The sequence below is a fragment of the Oleiagrimonas soli genome (assembly GCF_000761445.1).
Classification (GTDB): domain Bacteria; phylum Pseudomonadota; class Gammaproteobacteria; order Xanthomonadales; family Rhodanobacteraceae; genus Oleiagrimonas; species Oleiagrimonas soli.
In genome coordinates, this window is record NZ_KN196471.1 from 51,984 (window position 1) to 68,281 (window position 16,298).

Here is a 16,298-nt window from a genome sequence, read left to right on the forward strand (position 1 = left end):
TCATTCCCCCGCCACCAGCATGGCCTTCAGCGCACCGGTCCCCGACACCACCACGCGCAGCTTCGCGGCCAGCGCGCCCGTGACCACGCTGAGACCCTCGCCGGTCTGCGCCTGCGGCGTCACCGGCACCACCTCGAAACCGCCGTTGCGTTCGACGAAGACGATCTTGCGACCCTCGAACTCGGCCAGCGCGCCGGACGGCAGCGTCCAGGCATGCGCGGGAGCCGGCAGCAGCAGCGTGGCGCTGGTCTGCTGCCCCGGCAGCAGCATCTCGCCGCGCATGCTCGCGCGCACCAGCACTGTCTGGCTGTGGCGGTCGACGGCCGCGCCGATCTCGCTCAGGGCGCCGGTCGCGCCGTCGACGGTGCGCACCGGCAGACCTGTGCGCAGACGCGCCGCATAGCGTGCCGGCACCTGCATCTCCAGCATGCCGCGACCCGCCTCGGCAACCATGAACGCCTTGTCCAGTGCAGCCACCGGCTCGCCCAGACGCAGGCTGCGCTCGAGGACGCGACCGGCTAATGGCGCGCGCAATTCATAGGTGCCCGGCGGCGCACCGGCCGCTACCGGCGCCATCGCGCGGGCGGCCTGCAAGGCCTGCAGATGCGCCGCGGCAGCATCGCGTCGCGCCACCGCCGCCTGTACGCGGCTGGAAGGAATGATGCCCTCGGCCAGCAACTGACGGTCGCGCTCGGCCTGCGCCCGGGCGACCCGGTAGTCGCCCCGTGCCGCAGCCAGGTCGGCGCCCAGCTGCATGGCCTCGCGGCTCTGGATGCGGGCCAGCGGCTGACCGCGCTCGACCTGCGTCCCCTCGCGCGCGAGCACGGCGACCGTGATGCCGGCATACGGCGCAGTGACCACGGCGCTTTCCTGCAACGGCGCACGCACCGTGGCCGGCAAGCCATCCACCGGCACGTGGGCCGCGGCCTTGACCTCAGCGGTACGGATGCCCATGGCCTGGCGCTGCGAAGCGGACACCTTCAGCAGCGTCCCGGCCATCGCGGGACTTGCGGATACCGCCAGCAGGATGCCGGCCAGCAATACTCGACGCATGACGGACCTCGATGTACCCATTCGTACGATCGAGCATCCGCAGATCGGCTTTGAACAAGCTTAAAACGTCGGCTCGTCCGTCACTCGGCGAGATCGAGGCGGAGCAGCCCGCCGAGTTCGGCCCAGAGCCAGCCCCCGTCCAGATGAAAATCCAGACGCAGATTCAGTATTTCAGCCAGGCTCTGCGCCAGTGCCAACCCAAGCCCACCGTGACGGCTGGCCTCACGCGCGGGCGACTTGCGCCAGAAGCGCTCGCCGAAACGCTGCAAATCACCGGATTTCAGATCCGGCGCCGGATTGCCGAAGCGCAGCCCGACGTGCTCCTGCGCACACCGCAGGCACACGGCGACCTGGCTGCCTTCCGGTGCATGTTCGGCGGCGTTCAGCAGCAGATTGTCGATCACGCGTTCGAGCAGGGCCGCGTCGGTCTGCGTCCAGCATTCGGACGGGGCATCCAGGTCCATCCGCACATTCCTGCGCTGCGCCGAACCCGTGGCCAACTGCAGGGAGTGCCGCAACAGGGCCGACAGGTCGACCGGCTCCAGTTGCGCCTTCTGCATGCCCGATTCGTAGCGCGACAGGGCCAGCAGACCGTCGATGCAGCGGCTCATGCGCTCGGTGGCATCCAGCGCGCCTTCCAGCGCTGGCGACGCCTGCGCATCCCGACGCGCCAGCTCCACCGCGGTGCGAATCTCGGCCAGCGGCGTACGCAGTTCGTGTGCCACGTCGCGCGCGAAACGGCGTTCCCGCTGCAGGGCGCGGCGCAGACCGCCGAAGGCATCGTTCAGCGCGTGAGCCAGCGGGCGCAATTCGCGTGGCAGCGTGTCCGGCCGCAGATCCGCCGACTCGGCGCCTTCACGCACCGTACCGCCGAACGCGAGCAAGGGGCGCAGGCCGCCACGCACCGCCAGGAAGGCAAGCAGCACGGCGATCAGCGACGTCAGCATCACGCCGCTGACCAGGGCCACGTGCACCTGTCGTTCCAGCGCATCGACCTGCTCGCGTTCCTCGGCCACGGCCAGCGTGGCTTCGCTACCATCGCCGAGCAGCCTCACGCGCACGGCGATCGCACGGCCGTGATGGCCGTCCGGAAGCGTCAGGTCGTAAAAATACGGCGCATTGGCCGGCACCGCATGCGGCAGAGTCAGCTTGGCGTCGCGGTTGCTGCCCGAGGTCAGCAGCGTGTGCCCCGCCGCATCCCACAGCTGCAGGAAATCCTTGTGCCCGCCACCGGCGTACTCCGGACTCATCGCCTGCAACTGCGCCAGCGCTTCCTGGGTCGGACGCGACTCCAGCAAGACCGAGATGGCGTGCGCGCGAGCATGCAGCCTCTGATCGAGCCGGCCGTAGATCTGCCGGTCCAGACCGCGATCCAGCAGCAGGAACAGACCGAGCATCAGGATGCCCAGCCCGGCGAAGAGAAACAGCAGCAAGCGCAGGCGGATCGACAGCGGCCGCCGCTCACTCGACCACATAGCCGTACCCCCGACGCGTCTGCACCAGGTCCTTCACGCCGGCCCGGGCCAACTTTCCTCGCAGTGTGCTGACCAGCACCTCGATGACCTTGTCCGAAGATTCACTGCGCGCGTCGTAAAGCCGCTCGAACAGCGCCGTCCGGGTCATGACCCGCCCGCGTTCGGCGCTGAGGGTCTCCAGCAGGGCGTACTCCTTGGGCGTGAGCGCCAGGGCCTCGCCGTCGACGCGCACCTGACGCGCGCGCGGATGAATCTCCACCGCGCCCAGTTGCAGCACCGGATCCGACTGTACGCTGCGTCGCGCCAGCGCCTGCAGGCGGGCGGAAAGCTCGTCGTAGGAAAACGGCTTGACCATGTAGTCGTCGGCGCCGAGGTGCAGCGCCTCGACGCGATCCTCGACCTGATCGCGCGCCGAAAGCACCAGAACCCGCGGCCGCGAGTCGTGCCCGTTCAGTTTCCGCAGCACCGTCCAGCCATCCACGCGCGGCATCATCAGATCCAGCACCACGGCGTCGTAGGCATAACTGGCCAGGAACCGCAGCGCCTCGGCGCCGTCGGCGGCGAGATCCACGGCATGCCCGTCCCGCGCCAGCGATTCACGCAGGTCGCGTCCCAGGTTCGGCGAATCCTCGACCACCAGCAGACGCATGCCCGGTCTCCCTCGTTCAGATCATCCTAACCGGCCATCGTGCCCAGATGCACCATCGGGTCGACCAGCCAATGATCGAACAGCAGGAAGGCGAACAGTGCCATGAGGTAGGTGATCGAGTAGCGGAACACCTTCATCGGATAGAACTCGTCGGGCGGCTTCATCAGACGCACGGCGTAGTAGAGGAAGCCGCCGCCCAGCACCACCGCGCCGCCGAGATACAGCACGCCGCTCATGCCGGTCAGCACCGGCAGCAGCGTCACCACGAACAGCAGGATCGTGTAGAACAGCACGTGCCAGCGCGTGTACTCCACGCCGTGCGTGACCGGCAGCATCGGCACCTGCGCGCGCGAATAATCCTCGCGGCGGAAGATCGCCAGCGCCCAGAAATGCGGCGGCGTCCAGACGAAAATGATCAGCACCAGCAGCAGCGCATAGGCCCAGTCGCGCTCGCCGGTCATGCCGGTGACAGCCGACCATCCCAGCAGCGGCGGAGCCGCGCCAGCGATGCCGCCGATGACGATGTTCTGCGGCGTGGCGCGCTTGAGGAAGGCGGTGTAGATCACCGCGTAGCCGATCAGCGAGGCGAAGGTCAGCGCCGCGGTCATCCAGTTGACCAGCACCGTCAGCACCAGCATCGAGACGATGCCGAGCACGAAGGCGAACGCGAACACCTGCCTGGCGCTGAGCTGGCCGGTCGCCAGCGGCCGGTGCGCGGTGCGCGTCATCAGCTTGTCGATGCGCTCGTCGATTAGGTGGTTGAAGGCGGCCGCCGAGGCCGAGGCCATCCAGATGCCCAGCGAGCCGAACACGAACGGCTTCAGCGGCGGCAGACCGGGCACGGCCAGGAACATGCCGATCACGGCGCAGAACACCAGCAGCGCGACGACGCGCGGCTTGGTCAGCTCCCAGTATTCGGCGAAGGGCATCTTCACGGCGACTCCAGTCGGTCCTCGGCGCGCGGCCATCGACGACCGCCGCACGCGAACCGCACAGTTTACACGGCTTCGAGCCGCTTCTGGGTCCGCGCCAGGGTCGCCAGCAGGCTGAACAGCAGCAGCGCCGCCATGCCGTTGTGCGCGGTGGCCACCGGCAGCGGCAGGCCGAAGTGCACGTTGCTGATGCCCAGCAGCACTTGCGCGACCAGGGTCACGGCGATGCCGATGCCGAACGCGCGCAGCCCGGCGCGCGCCACCCTGTGCGACAGCCAGCCCAGGTACACGAACACCACCAGCGCGCCGATGCGGTGCGCCATCTGGATCGCGGTGCGCGCCGGACCGTCGAGGATGCCGCCCTCGTAGTTCACGCCGATGCCGCGCCACAGCACGAAGCCCTGATGGAAATCGGTCGCCGGCCACCACTGCCCGAGGCAGTGCGGGAAGGCGCTGTCGCCCACGCCGCAGGCCAGCGCGGCGTAGTTGGTGCTGGTCCAGCCGCCGAGGAAGATCTGCGCCGCCAGCAGCACGATGCCGAACGCCACGAACCGGCGCAGCCGCGCATGCTCCTCGCCGTCGGCGCCGACCGGCGTGAAACGCAGCGCGATGTAGGCCAACAGGGCGAACGTCGCCATGCCGCCGAGCAGATGTCCGGTGACGACGATGGGTTTCAACAGCAGCGTTACCGTCCACATGCCGAGCATGGCCTGGAAGATCACCAGCGCCAGCGCGATCACGGCGATGCGCCACGGCGGCGCGCGCGTCAGCTTCGCGGCCACGAACAGCGGCGCGGCGATGGCGATGGCGGCCAGCACCGAGGAGATCACATGCTCGCCGCCGATGTACATGCCCGTGCCCAGCGCCGCAGCCACGGCCGTGCCGATCACCGTCCAGCGCGCCCAGCGGCGACGCCACACCGCCACCACCGCCAGCGTCAGCACCAGCACGCCCAGCGTGCCGGCGATCATGCGGTGGAACTGCTCGCGCCACGGCTTGCCCGGCTCCACCGGACGCTGCGGAAACGCGGCGTCGGCCTGCGCCACTTCGTGCGCGTGGTGCGGCCAGGCGATCTGACCGTAGCAGGTCGGCCAGTCCGGACACGACAGGCCGGCATTCGACAAGCGTACGAAGGCGCCGAACATCACCACGCCGAAGGCGAAGATCGCGGCGAACCAGGCCAGCCGCGCCGGCCACGAGAGACGGGAGACGGCGCGCAGCATCAGCGGATCACCTTTTGCAGATCTTTCTTCAGACCGTTCGGATCGAAGCCGGCGCGGTACAGCGTCAGCGCCGTGCCGTTGGACTCGACCAGGATTGCGGCCACGCTGTCCGGACCGCGCGGACGGAACGAGGCCAGCTTCTGCTCGACGTCGCTGCCGACCTGCCAGTCCTGCATCACCGCGGCCGCCTTGGGGCCGTGCGGCGGCTCGCCCACGTACAGCAGGCGCAGGCGGTCGGCGTTCTTGTTCAGGGTGACGCGCGCGTTGCTCATCAGATGCAGCAGGCGCATGCAGTTGTCCATGCAGTCGCTGCCGGGCAGCGCCAGCAGCGTCATGCGCGGCTCGCTGTCCTTCCAGGCGTAGGTCTTGCCATCGGCCAGGCGGATGTCGATCTTGGCGAAACTGCGCTGCGGCAGAATCGGATCGCCGTGACTGCGCGTACCCGGCTGCCAGCCGGCCAGGCTCAGGATCATCGCCACCAGCAGCGGCATGGCGAACACGGCCGCCACCAGCAGCAGCTTGATGCGGCTCGCCCGGCGCGAGGCAGGACTGGGATCATTCATCGTCGTCTCCGGTTTCGGGCTTCTTGCGGTGCATGATCACGAAGATCGCGATCGCGGCGATGGCGAACGAGAACCACTGGAAGGCATAGCCGTAGTGGCGCGCGGGCGGCATGAAGCCCGGCGTCCACTCGCGCACGTACGCCTGCGCGGGGTCCGCGTCCAGCAGCAGGGCACGCGGGTAGAGCGTGGCGTGCAGATCCGCCGCGATCTGGTCCATGTCGATGTAGGTGGTCAGCTTCGGCCAGGTCGTCTCGCGGGCCAGCGCATTGCCGCCCATCTTGAAGCCGGGCGCCGGCGGCGGCACGTAGATGCCGCGCAGCTCGACTTCGCCGGACTGGATCGGCGGCAACTGCGGCAGCTTGAGGTCCGCACCCTCGCGCGGCAGGAAGCCGAGATCGACCAGCAGCAGGCGCGGATGCCCATCCGGCTGGAATGGCGCGTAGACCTGCACGCCCGGACGACCGCCCTTGTTCTGATCGTCGAGCATGTAGCTGCGGCCGGCCACGAAATGCCCGCGCACGGCCAGATGCGGATAGCGCTCCGGCAGCGCGCCGCGCTGCACACTGGCGAAATCCTGGATCGGCGCCGTCGCCGCCGTGGCAAAGCGACGCAGCAACACTTCCTTTTCCGCGGCGCGATGCAGCTGCCATACGCCCAGGCGCACGAAAAACACCACGCCGAACAGGGTCAGCAGCACCGCAAACCACGACGGACGTCGCAGGCGGATCATGCGGACACCCCGGAACGCGGCGTTATACTGCAAAGCTCAAGTCGCAATGGAATCGTCCCGTGGAAAGCGTATACAAAGCGGCCCTGGTGATCGTCCTGGCCATCGTTATTTTCAATCTCGGCCAAGCGCTGTATTTCATGATGAAGGACACCGGCGAAAACAAGCGGACGGTGTGGGCGCTGACCCGTCGCATCGGCCTCTCGCTGCTGCTGATCCTGATGGTGATCGTGGGCATCTGGGCCGGCTGGCTGCACCCGCACGGCGTCGGCGGTTAAGCGCCCTATTCTACCGTTCCACGCTGCGGGCGTGCGCATGCGCGTCAGTTGACCGCGCCCCACCCGCGCTTGCACGGACATCGTCCACAAAAAACCCGCCGAATCGGCGGGTTTTTTGTGGCGGTTCGCGGTCGCGGACGACCGCGCGCTCACATGATGTAGACGAACAGGAACAGGCACAGCCAGACCACGTCGACGAAATGCCAGTACCACGCCACGGCCTCGAAGCCGAAGTGGTTTTCCTTGTTGAAATGACCCTTGGCGCAGCGGAACCAGATCACGATCAGCATGATCGTGCCCAGGGTCACGTGCAGGCCGTGGAAGCCGGTCAGCATGAAGAAGGTCGAACCGTACACGCCGCTCTGCAGCGTCAGGTTCAGGTGCTCGTAGGCCTCCATGTATTCGTGCGCCTGGAAATACAGGAAGGTCGCGCCGAGCAGCACGGTCAGGGCCTGGAACACCAGCAGCTGCTTGCGGCGCCCGGCGCGCAGCGCGTGGTGCGCGATGGTGATGGTCACGCTGGAGGTCAGCAGGATCAGCGTGTTCAGCAGCGGCAGGCCCCACGGCGAGACGGTGCTGAAGGAGCCGCCGACGTCGCCCGGGCCGTTGGTCGGCCACGCCGCCGCGTACTGGTCCCACAGGTAGTGATGGGTGAACAGGCCGTGGCCTTCGCCGCCCAGCCAGGGCACCGAGAACATGCGGGTGTAGAACAGTGCGCCGAAGAACGCGCCGAAGAACATCACTTCCGAGAAGATGAACCACATCATGCCCATGCGGAAGGACACGTCGACCTGGCTGTTGTAGCTGCCCTTGATCGATTCGCGGATCACCGAGTTGAACCAGCCGAACAGCGTGAAGATCACGATCGCCAGACCGATGAAGAACATCGGACGACCGAACGAGCCCGCATCGTTGAGCCAGTGGGCGGCGCCGAACATGGTCGTGAACAGACCGACGGAGCCGACGATGGGCCACACGCTGTGATGCGGTACGTAGTAGGCGCCTTGCTGAGCCATGGTTTTCTATTCCCGTGATGAACTTGACCGGGGCCGCGCCCCGATGTACTCGATCCGATTCAGACGACGAACTGCAGCAGGAACAACCCCAGGATCACGACGATCGCCGCGACCAGGAAACCCACCGTGCGCCGCACCGCGGCGCGGCGCTGGGCGGGATCAAACGATGCCGGCTGCTGCATGCCGCTCAGTGCCCCACGTCGCCGTGCGCCAGCTGGCTGTCGTCGATCACCGGCGGCACCGAGAAGGTGTGATGCGGCGCCGGCGAAGGCACCGTCCACTCCAGACCCTTGGAGCCTTCCCACACGCGGTCCGTGGCCTTCTTCTTGGCGAAGAACACGCAGTGGATGATGACGCCGACGAAGATCAGCTGGGTGGCGCCGAACACGAAGCCGCCGATCGAGCTGATCATGTTGAAGTCGGCGAAGGCCACGTTGTAGTCGGGCACGCGGCGCGGCATACCGGCCAGACCCAGGAAGTGCTGCGGGAAGAACAGCACGTTGACCGAGATCACGCTCAGCCAGAAGTGGATCTTGCCCCAGCGCTCGGAATACATGTTGCCCGACCACTTCGGCAGCCAGTAGTACACCGCCGCCATGATCGAGAACGCCGCACCGGTCACCAGCACGTAGTGGAAGTGCGCCACCACGAAGTAGGTGTCCTGATACTGGAAGTCGGCCGGCACCAGCGCCAGCATGATGCCGCTGAAACCGCCGATGGTGAACAGGATGACGAAGGCCACGGCGAACAGCATCGGGGTCTCGAAGGTCAGCGAGCCCTTCCACATCGTGGTGACCCAGTTGAACACCTTCACGCCCGTCGGCACCGCGATCAGCATGGTCGCGTACATGAAGAACAGCTCGGCGCCCAGCGGCAGGCCGACCGCGAACATGTGATGCGCCCACACGATGAACGACAGGAACGCGATCGACGCGGTGGCGTACACCATCGCCTTGTAGCCGAACAGCGGCTTGCGGCTGAAGGTCGGGATGATCTCCGAGATGATGCCGAACGCCGGCAGGATCATGATGTAGACCTCGGGGTGCCCGAAGAACCAGAACACATGCTGGAACAGCACCGGGTCGCCGCCGCCGGCCGCGTTGAAGAAGCTGGTGCCGAAGTACTTGTCGGTCAGCAGCATGGTCACCGCGCCCGCCAGCACCGGCATCACCGCGATCAGCAGGAACGCCGTGATCAGCCAGGTCCAGACGAAGATCGGCATCTTCAGCAGATCCATGCCCGGCGCGCGCATGTTGAGGATGGTGGCGATGATGTTGATCGCGCCCATGATCGAGCTGATGCCCGACACGTGCACGAAGAAGATCAGGAAGGCGATAGAGTCGCCGCCCTGGATCGACAGCGGCGGATACATCGTCCAGCCGCCGGCGGGCGCACCACCCGGCAGGAAGAACGACGACAGCAGGATGGTGAAGGCGAACGGCAGCAGCCAGAACGACATGTTGTTCATGCGCGGCAGCGCCATGTCGGGGGCGCCCACCATCAGCGGGATCATCCAGTTACCCAGACCGACGAAGGCCGGCATGATCGCGCCGAAGATCATCACCAGCGCGTGCATGGTGGTCAGCTCGTTGAAGAAGTACGGCTGCACCAGCTGCAGACCGGGCTCGAACAACTCGGCGCGGATCAGCATCGCCATCGAACCGCCGATGAAGAACATCAGCAGGGCGAATATCAGGTACAGGGTACCGATGTCCTTGTGGTTGGTGGACATGAACCAGCGACGGAAGAAGCTCTTCGGAGCCTCGTGGTGATCGTCGTGGTGGTCCTGGGTGGCTGCGTGCGCCATGACCTTCTACCTCTGCCTAAAGTGGTCCGGTTAACCCTGGCTGTCGCCGGGCGTGGGGGTGGCCTGCGCGGTGCGCGCGGCCTTGTCGAGCTGCGCGGCGCTCTCCTGAGCGGCCAGCCACTGCTCGAACTGCGCCTGCGGCACGGCCTTGACCACGATCGGCATGAAGCCGTGGTCCTGACCGCACAACTCGGCGCACTGGCCCCGGTAGATACCGGGCTTGCTGATCTTGGTCCAGGCGGCGTTGACGATGCCCGGGATGGCGTCCATCTTCCAGCCCAGATCCGGCACCCACCACGAATGGATGACGTCGCCGCCGGTGATCAGGAAGCGGATCTTCACGCCCACCGGCACCACCAGGGGGTGGTCGACGTTGAGCAGGTAATCGTTGGTGCCGTTGGCGTCGACGACCTTGTTCGGGTCCAGACCGGAGTCGAGCTGACGCGTGGCGTCGCTCTTCTTGTCCAGACGCGACATGAAGCCGACCTTCTTCACGGTCTTGCCGTCGTAGTCGACGTAGTCGTAACGCCACTTCCACTGGTAGCCGGTGACCTTGACGGTCATCTTAGCGTCGGCGGTGTCGGTGGTGCGCACCAGGATCTTGGTCGCCGGCCAGGCCAGGCCGATCAGGATCAGCACCGGGACGATGGTCCAGACCAGCTCCAGCTTGGTGCTGTGCGACCACTTCTCGGCGACCGCGCCCTTGGACTTACGGAAGCGGATCATGGCGATGATCATGGCGCCGAACACGATGATGCCGATCACCACGCAGACCAGGAACGAAGCCATGTTCAGGTCCCACACCTCCTTGGAGGTCTGGGTCACGCCCTTGGTCAGGTTGAGCTGCCACGGATGGGGATTGGCCCATGCCGAGCCGCTGAGCAGCGCGCTCGCCGCCACCAACCAGGTGGTCGCCCGTCCTCGAATGCCGCCAAATTTCATGTCTTGCACCCTGAAATTGAATGTCCGCCAGACCAGACGGTGAGCGTCCCGGCGATCCGTCTGCATCTGCTTCGCAGACGGTCCGCATGGAATCCGGCAGCCGCAATGCAATCCCCTACGCGGCCCGGTCACCGAATCGCCGATTGTTTCCTACTTCCGCTGCGGCGCGGTGTATTGCGCCAGCAGCCTTCGCAAACGCTGCATTGCATCGGCACGCTCCTCTTCTCCCAGGAACGCCCCGACTTCCACCTCGCCTCCGTGCGAAGTGAGCACGAGCCGCTGCCTGTTGCCGGCTTGCCGCATGCGGACGCGTACCCAGTAGGACTGGAACGTCGCGCGGCGATGCCCGGGCAGGCATTCCACCTGCAGCGAGCGCGCATCGATGGTGATGCGCTCGCTGCGATCGCCGGCATGCCAGGCCAGCGACAAGGCGTAGGCCACTGCAGCCGACTCGACCAGCGCGAACAGCGGGGCGTACACATTGCCCGCGCGTGCGCCAAGGGTCGCGATCGCCACCGTGACCGCCGCCAGTGCCGCGCACAGTCGCCGCAGACCGCGACGGCTGAGCGAACGGTTCGGACGCAGCCACATCGTCACGTGGCCCGCATCCCCGGCAGTTGACTCAAGGACAATCATGCATTCATGGCCTGCCCCTATCCGTCCAAGGATAGTGTGCCCCCCGCAGAGGGGCAAGACTGTTTGCCGCACGCGGCATATTGACGCAGCGGACAGCGTGCTCGTTCAGCATCCAGGCCCGCTCTCGGAGCGCATGCACGCATGAGCTGAATGGGGGTGCAGAAATAGGTTGGATGCCACCTGTACGGGGCATACAATCGCGCAATTCGCCCTTCATTTTGTAAAGGTCAGCGCACGCACGTGAACGCCCAGATTCTCAGTCCCGAACTCGTCGACGCCGGCGACCCGACGCGCGAGCGCATCACCGCCGCCTGGCTGCGCGACGAGTCCGAAGCCGTCCAGGCCCTGCTGGCCGAAGCGGAGCTGCCCGAGGCCGAGCGCGCCCAGATCATCCAGCGTGCCACCGACCTGGTCGAGCGCGTGCGCGACGGCGCCGACGAGCAGGATGCCATCGAGGCCTTCATGCGCCAGTACGACCTGTCCAGCGAGGAAGGCGTGCTGCTGATGTGCGTGGCCGAGGCGCTGCTGCGCATTCCCGACACCGACACCATCGACATGCTGATCCGCGACAAGCTCGGCGACGCGGACTGGCAGCGACACATCGGCGGCAGCCACTCGGTGCTGGTCAACGCCTCCACCTGGGGCCTGATGCTGACTGGCCGCCTGGTGCAGATGGCCGAAGACACCCGCAGCGACGTGCGCGGCGCGATGCGCCGCCTGGCCGGCCGCGCCGGCGAACCGATGATCCGCGCCGCCGTGCATCAGGCCATGCGCATCATGGGCAAGCAGTTCGTGATGGGCCGGCGCATCGGCGAAGCCGTCGAGCGCGCCGACAAAAAGGCCAACCGCCCCTACCGCTATTCGTTCGACATGCTCGGCGAAGCCGCGCTGACCCAGCCGGACGCCGAGCGTTACCAGCAAGCCTACCGCGACGCCATCGTCGCCCTGGGCAAGGACCCGGACGCCGGCAACCTGATCGAAGGTCCGTCGATCTCGGTCAAGCTATCCGCGCTGCACCCGCGCTACGAACACAGCAAGCGCGAGCGCGTACTCGAAGAGCTCACGGTGAAACTGCTGGAACTGGCGCAGATGGCCAAGCAACAGGGCATCGCCCTGACCATCGACGCCGAGGAAGCCGACCGCCTGGAACTGTCCCTGGACGTCGCCGCCGCCGTGTTCACGCATCCCTCGCTGGAAGGCTGGAACGGTCTGGGCATGGCCGTGCAGGCCTACCAGAAGCGCGCGCCGATGGTGATCGACTGGCTGGCCGACATGGCCCGCCGTCACCAGCGCCGCTGGTTCGTGCGCCTGGTCAAGGGCGCCTACTGGGACACCGAAATCAAGCGCGCCCAGGAACAGGGCTTCCGCGGCTACCCGGTCTACACCCGCAAGCCGAATACCGACGTCGCCTATCTGGCCTGCGCCAAGCGCCTGCTGGACGTCGGCGCGGACCTGATCTATCCGCAGTTCGCCACGCACAACGCGCACACGATCGCCTACGTGCATCACATCGCCAAGGGACGACCGTACGAATTCCAGCGCCTGCACGGCATGGGCGAGGATCTGTACGCGGAAGTGATCGGCAAGAACAAGCTCGACGTGCCGTGCCGCGTGTACGCGCCGGTCGGCAGCCACGAGGACCTGCTGCCGTATCTGGTGCGCCGCCTGCTCGAAAACGGCGCCAACACCTCGTTCGTCAACCGCATCTTCGACGAGGACGTCAGCATCGACGACCTGGTCGCCGACCCGTGCGAGACCGTGCGCGGCTTCAAGACCTTCAACCATCCGCGCATTCCGATGCCGGTCGATATCTACGGTGAACAGCGAAAGAACTCCATGGGCGTGAATTTCTCCAACGAAGACGACATCCGGCAGCTGGCCGAGGAAATCAACGCGCACAAGGGGCCGTGGAAGGCCGCACCGCTGGTGCCGGGCGCGAAGATCGGCAAGGAGACGGTGAAGGTCACCGATCCGGCCGACCACCGCCGCGTGGTCGGTGAGTGGATCGGCGGCGACGAGAGCGTCGTCGATACCGCCATCGGCAACGCCGTCGCCGCGCAGCCGGACTGGGACCGCGTGCCGGCCGAGCAGCGCGCGCAGATCGCCGAGCGCGCCGCCGAAATGATCGAAGCCAAGCGCGGCGAGTTCGTCGCCATGTGCGTGCGCGAGGCCGGCAAGACCCTGCCGGACGCCATCGCCGAAGTGCGCGAGGCCGCCGACTTCTGCCGTTACTACGCCGGCATGACGCGCAAGCTGTTCGGCCAGCCCGAAGACATGCCCAGCCCGACCGGCGAGACCAACCGCCTGTTCCTCAACGGCCGCGGCGTGTTCGTGTGCATCAGCCCGTGGAACTTCCCGCTGGCGATCTTCATGGGCGAGGTCATGGCCGCGGTACTGTCCGGCAACGCCGTCGTCGCCAAGCCTGCCGAACAGACTTCGCTGATCGGCTATGCGGCCGTGAAACTGCTGCACGAAGCCGGCGTTCCGGAGAAGGTGCTGCAGTTCATTCCGGGCGACGGCGCCAGCGTCGGTGCGACGCTGACCAAGGACCCGCGCATCGCCGGCGTGGCCTTCACCGGCTCCACCGAGACCGCCTGGGCGATCAACAAGACCCTGGCCGCCCGCAAGGGCCCGATCGCCACGCTGATCGCCGAGACCGGCGGCCAGAATGCGATGATCGCCGACTCCTCGGCGCTGCCCGAGCAGCTGGTCAAGGACGTCATGGCCTCGGCCTTCGGCTCGGCCGGACAGCGCTGCTCGGCCGCGCGCATCCTGTTCATCCAGGAAGACGTCGCCGACCGCGTGATCGAGATGCTGGCCGGCGCCATCGACGAACTGAAGGTCGGCGACCCCGGCCTGCTGTCGACCGACGTCGGCCCGGTCATCGACCACGAGGCGCTGGACGGTCTGCAAAAACACATCGACCGCATGAACCGCGAGGCCAAGCTGATCCGCAAGGCGCGCCTGGACGAGACCGTCACCGGTCACGGCACCTTCCTGGCGCCGCACGCCTTCGAGATTCCGTCGCTGGACATGCTCGAACGCGAGGAATTCGGCCCGATCCTGCACGTCGTGCGCTGGAAGTCCGGCGAACTGGACAAGGTGCTGGCGCAGATCAACGCCACCGGCTACGGCCTCACGCTGGGCATCCACAGCCGCATCGACGACACCATCGCCTATGTGCAGAAGCACGCGCGCGTGGGCAACTGCTACGCCAACCGCAACCAGGTCGGCGCGGTGGTCGGCGTGCAGCCGTTCGGCGGCGAGGGCCTGTCCGGCACCGGCTTCAAGGCCGGCGGCCCGCACTACATGCTGCGTTTCGCCACCGAGCGCGTGCTGACCGTCAACACCACGGCAGCCGGCGGCAACGCCAGCCTGATGATGCTGGGCGACTGACGCGCATCGCGGCACGCCGCGACGCCACCCAACGAAAAGCCCCCGCATCGCTGCGGGGGCTTTTCTGTTTTGCGGCCGACCCGCCGCATGCGGCGGGCCGTCGCGACCGATCAGAAGTGATAGGCCGCCGAGAACGCCAGCAGGTTGCCCTTGTCGCTGAAGTTGCCGACCAGACGGTCGCCCGTCGGGCTCAGGTTGTTGACGTGCGCATCGCTGACGAAGATGTGCGCGTAACCGACGTTCAGGTCCAGCTTCTGCGTGGGCTTGTAGCCCAGGCCGACGCTGACCCAGCGACGCGTACCGTCCGGCACGCGCGGATCGCGGTGTGCCTGCGACGTGGGCGTACCGTCGACGGCCACGCCGCCGCGCAGCGTCAGCTTGTCGTTGACGTAGTACTCGCCGCCGACCGAGACGAACAGGGTGTTCTCCCAGTCGAAGGTCTCCACCGAAGCCGGCTGCGCCGGGTTGGCGTAGTTCACGCGAAGCTCCTTGAAGACGCTCCACTTGGTCCAGGTCGCGTCAGCGCCGAAGCCGTACTTCTGGGCCTGATGCCAGTAACTCAGGTTGACGAAGGCCGGCGTGGTGAACGGCGCAGTGCCCGTGGTGTTGGTGAACGGCACGCCGCCGGCGCCCGCCAGCAGCGGCGCCACCATCGGGCTGCCGAGCAGCGCCGAGACGTTGCTGGGCATGGTGAAGCGCGCGTTGCCTTCCAGCGTGTGCGAGATCTTGGAGTGATAGTCCAGCGCCAGGCGGTCGCTGTCGGTCAGCTTCCAGAACGCGCCCACCTGCCAGCCGTAGCCCCAGTCGTCGCCCTTGATGCGGGCTTCGCCGTCGCTGCCGGGCGGCACCACGGTGTTGATGGTCGACAGGTACGTCGGCGCGGCAGCCGCAGGCAGCACGCCACCGGCGACGGCCTGCTGGATCAGACCCGCGGCCACGCCGTTGTAGTTGATCGCCGAAGTCAGCTCCGCCTTGGTGTGCTGCGCGATGACGCTGGCGCCGATGCTGAAGTTGTCGGTCAGGTCATAGGACGCCGACAGCGTGGCGTCGAGCGACTGGAAGTCGGACTTCAGCCCGTGATAGCGGCCGACCCAGCCCGGGTTGTAGTTGGTCTTGAAGCCGAACGGCGCACTGAAGGCGATGCCTATATGCGTGCGGTCGTTGACCTGCGTGGACAGGAAGAACGCCGGCACCGGAATCGTGGTGCCGCCGTCGCCACCGTTGCCGCCGCCGAGCGGACGACCGAAGGCGTCGGTGCCCGTGCCGCTGAACTTGGTGCTGAAATTGATGGCCGTGACGTCGGCCTGGAACACGGTGCCGGTAAGCATCGTCATCGCGGCCGGGTTGTTGACGACGACCGAAGCATCGCCACCCGCCGTGGCCGAACCGGCGAACGAGCGGCCAAGCGCCTTGGCGCTGTTTTCCTTGAGCTGGAACGCACTGGCGTGAGCCGTCTGCGGCGTCCCCAACGCCGCGACCACGGCTACCGCAAGCGCGGCGAATGCCGCGGGACGGGCAGCTTTCACGAACGATTTTTTGATAGACATTTCCACCTACTCCTGACGTTTGGACGCCATTCGAATCTGCGGCCCGCGGGACGG

Annotated in this window: 15 protein-coding genes; 2 read left to right on the plus strand and 13 right to left on the minus strand. The window is 66.8% G+C overall.

Annotated features, from left to right (window positions below; genetic code table 11):
* The 7 genes from LF63_RS14015 to LF63_RS14045 form a co-directional block, all read right to left on the minus strand.
* Complete coding sequence (locus LF63_RS14015) at nucleotides 1-1,053, minus strand: efflux RND transporter periplasmic adaptor subunit (RefSeq protein ID WP_161782354.1); 1,053 nt, start codon at nucleotides 1,051-1,053, stop codon at nucleotides 1-3.
* 80 nt (nucleotides 1,054-1,133) lie between these two features.
* Nucleotides 1,134-2,486: a sensor histidine kinase gene (locus tag LF63_RS14020; protein ID WP_161782355.1), complete on the minus strand. Its 1,353-nt coding sequence runs from the start codon at nucleotides 2,484-2,486 to the stop codon at nucleotides 1,134-1,136.
* Between the two features lie 28 nt (nucleotides 2,487-2,514).
* The gene (locus LF63_RS14025) at nucleotides 2,515-3,177 is read right to left on the minus strand and encodes a response regulator transcription factor (protein WP_043104141.1); all 663 of its coding nucleotides are present in this window, start codon (nucleotides 3,175-3,177) and stop codon (nucleotides 2,515-2,517) included.
* Between the two features lie 26 nt (nucleotides 3,178-3,203).
* Nucleotides 3,204-4,106: a heme o synthase gene (locus LF63_RS14030; protein WP_043104491.1), complete on the minus strand. Its 903-nt coding sequence runs from the start codon at nucleotides 4,104-4,106 to the stop codon at nucleotides 3,204-3,206.
* A 68-nt stretch (nucleotides 4,107-4,174) separates the two neighbouring features.
* Nucleotides 4,175-5,332 (minus strand): COX15/CtaA family protein, encoded by a 1,158-nt coding sequence (locus LF63_RS14035; protein WP_052395299.1) that lies wholly within the window; start codon nucleotides 5,330-5,332, stop codon nucleotides 4,175-4,177.
* Nucleotides 5,332-5,895: a hypothetical protein gene (locus LF63_RS14040; protein ID WP_043104144.1), complete on the minus strand. Its 564-nt coding sequence runs from the start codon at nucleotides 5,893-5,895 to the stop codon at nucleotides 5,332-5,334. Before LF63_RS14040 ends, LF63_RS14035 begins: the two co-directional genes overlap by 1 nt.
* Nucleotides 5,888-6,625 (minus strand): SURF1 family protein, encoded by a 738-nt coding sequence (locus LF63_RS14045; protein WP_043104147.1) that lies wholly within the window; start codon nucleotides 6,623-6,625, stop codon nucleotides 5,888-5,890. The genes LF63_RS14040 and LF63_RS14045 overlap by 8 nt, the downstream gene beginning before the upstream one ends.
* Nucleotides 6,626-6,684: 59 nt before the next feature.
* Here LF63_RS14045 and LF63_RS14050 point away from each other — a divergent pair, with 59 nt between their 5' ends.
* Entirely contained in the window at nucleotides 6,685-6,900 is a 216-nt protein-coding gene (locus tag LF63_RS14050; RefSeq protein WP_043104150.1) for a twin transmembrane helix small protein, read from the plus strand.
* 149 nt (nucleotides 6,901-7,049) lie between these two features.
* On the opposite strand, the gene LF63_RS14055 is transcribed toward LF63_RS14050, so the two are convergent.
* From LF63_RS14055 to LF63_RS14070, 5 genes are all read right to left on the minus strand, one after another.
* On the minus strand, nucleotides 7,050-7,916 hold the full coding sequence (locus LF63_RS14055) for a cytochrome c oxidase subunit 3 (RefSeq protein ID WP_043104152.1): 867 nt from the start codon (nucleotides 7,914-7,916) through the stop codon (nucleotides 7,050-7,052).
* A gap of 59 nt (nucleotides 7,917-7,975) precedes the next feature.
* On the minus strand, nucleotides 7,976-8,098 hold the full coding sequence (locus LF63_RS16365; RefSeq protein WP_268746059.1) for a hypothetical protein: 123 nt from the start codon (nucleotides 8,096-8,098) through the stop codon (nucleotides 7,976-7,978).
* A 5-nt stretch (nucleotides 8,099-8,103) separates the two neighbouring features.
* Nucleotides 8,104-9,723 (minus strand): cytochrome c oxidase subunit I, encoded by a 1,620-nt coding sequence (ctaD, locus tag LF63_RS14060; protein WP_043104153.1) that lies wholly within the window; start codon nucleotides 9,721-9,723, stop codon nucleotides 8,104-8,106.
* 30 nt (nucleotides 9,724-9,753) lie between these two features.
* Nucleotides 9,754-10,665 (minus strand): cytochrome c oxidase subunit II, encoded by a 912-nt coding sequence (gene coxB, locus LF63_RS14065; RefSeq protein WP_043104154.1) that lies wholly within the window; start codon nucleotides 10,663-10,665, stop codon nucleotides 9,754-9,756.
* Between the two features lie 150 nt (nucleotides 10,666-10,815).
* The gene (locus LF63_RS14070) at nucleotides 10,816-11,256 is read right to left on the minus strand and encodes a DUF2244 domain-containing protein (protein ID WP_043104155.1); all 441 of its coding nucleotides are present in this window, start codon (nucleotides 11,254-11,256) and stop codon (nucleotides 10,816-10,818) included.
* 249 nt (nucleotides 11,257-11,505) lie between these two features.
* Between LF63_RS14070 and putA the strand changes: the two genes are divergently transcribed.
* Nucleotides 11,506-14,697: a bifunctional proline dehydrogenase/L-glutamate gamma-semialdehyde dehydrogenase PutA gene (gene putA / locus LF63_RS14075; protein WP_425477074.1), complete on the plus strand. Its 3,192-nt coding sequence runs from the start codon at nucleotides 11,506-11,508 to the stop codon at nucleotides 14,695-14,697.
* Nucleotides 14,698-14,807: 110 nt separating this feature from the next.
* Here the strand turns inward: putA and LF63_RS14080 are convergent, their stop codons facing one another.
* Complete coding sequence (locus tag LF63_RS14080) at nucleotides 14,808-16,244, minus strand: OmpP1/FadL family transporter (protein WP_052395303.1); 1,437 nt, start codon at nucleotides 16,242-16,244, stop codon at nucleotides 14,808-14,810.
* Nucleotides 16,245-16,298 lie beyond the last annotated feature (54 nt).

Bases quoted from the DNA above. Each gene is read 5' to 3' on its own strand.
- LF63_RS14015 (WP_161782354.1), bottom strand. From the start codon at position 1,053: ATGCGTCGAGTATTGCTGGCCGGCATCCTGCTGGCGGTATCCGCAAGT.
- LF63_RS14025 (WP_043104141.1), bottom strand. From the start codon at position 3,177: ATGCGTCTGCTGGTGGTCGAGGATTCGCCGAACCTGGGACGCGACCTG.
- LF63_RS14030 (WP_043104491.1), bottom strand. From the start codon at position 4,106: ATGCCCTTCGCCGAATACTGGGAGCTGACCAAGCCGCGCGTCGTCGCG.
- LF63_RS14035 (WP_052395299.1), bottom strand. From the start codon at position 5,332: ATGCTGCGCGCCGTCTCCCGTCTCTCGTGGCCGGCGCGGCTGGCCTGG.
- LF63_RS14040 (WP_043104144.1), bottom strand. From the start codon at position 5,895: ATGAATGATCCCAGTCCTGCCTCGCGCCGGGCGAGCCGCATCAAGCTG.
- LF63_RS14045 (WP_043104147.1), bottom strand. From the start codon at position 6,625: ATGATCCGCCTGCGACGTCCGTCGTGGTTTGCGGTGCTGCTGACCCTG.
- LF63_RS14055 (WP_043104152.1), bottom strand. From the start codon at position 7,916: ATGGCTCAGCAAGGCGCCTACTACGTACCGCATCACAGCGTGTGGCCC.
- LF63_RS16365 (WP_268746059.1), bottom strand. From the start codon at position 8,098: ATGCAGCAGCCGGCATCGTTTGATCCCGCCCAGCGCCGCGCCGCGGTG.
- ctaD (WP_043104153.1), bottom strand. From the start codon at position 9,723: ATGGCGCACGCAGCCACCCAGGACCACCACGACGATCACCACGAGGCT.
- coxB (WP_043104154.1), bottom strand. From the start codon at position 10,665: ATGAAATTTGGCGGCATTCGAGGACGGGCGACCACCTGGTTGGTGGCG.
- LF63_RS14070 (WP_043104155.1), bottom strand. From the start codon at position 11,256: ATGTGGCTGCGTCCGAACCGTTCGCTCAGCCGTCGCGGTCTGCGGCGA.
- LF63_RS14080 (WP_052395303.1), bottom strand. From the start codon at position 16,244: ATGTCTATCAAAAAATCGTTCGTGAAAGCTGCCCGTCCCGCGGCATTC.